This window comes from Lentilactobacillus sunkii DSM 19904 (assembly GCF_001435575.1).
Lineage (GTDB): Bacteria > Bacillota > Bacilli > Lactobacillales > Lactobacillaceae > Lentilactobacillus > Lentilactobacillus sunkii.
On the sequence record NZ_AZEA01000067.1, the window covers coordinates 1 to 320 of the forward strand.

The window sequence follows — 320 nt, forward strand, 5'->3', positions numbered from 1 at the left end:
CCAAGGATAGGAGTGAATCTCTATGTATAGACAGTATAACAATAATCAAACCAGTTTAACATTACCATTGGAAATTTCAATTTCAGAAACTCATATTGTTCGTGCGATAAGCGCCTTTGTGGATACCATTCCATATAAATTAGTCTATGGTGAAGAGTCTGCCTTCGGCCGACCGCAATATTCGCCATTAATGATGCTTAAGATGATGTTATTTGCGTACTCACGCAAAGTGTTTTCAGGACGAAAAATTCAGCAGATGGCTGAGGAAAACATTCCAATGAAATGGTTGATTGGTGATCCTGATGTGGTCCCCAGTTACC

General features: G+C 39.4%; 1 protein-coding gene. It reads left to right on the forward strand.

Going from position 1 to position 320, the window contains the following annotated elements:
- Positions 1 to 22 precede the first annotated feature (22 nt).
- Positions 23 to 320, forward strand: a 298-nt coding sequence (locus FD17_RS12920) for a transposase (protein WP_162256791.1), incomplete at its 3' end; no start/stop codon positions are given.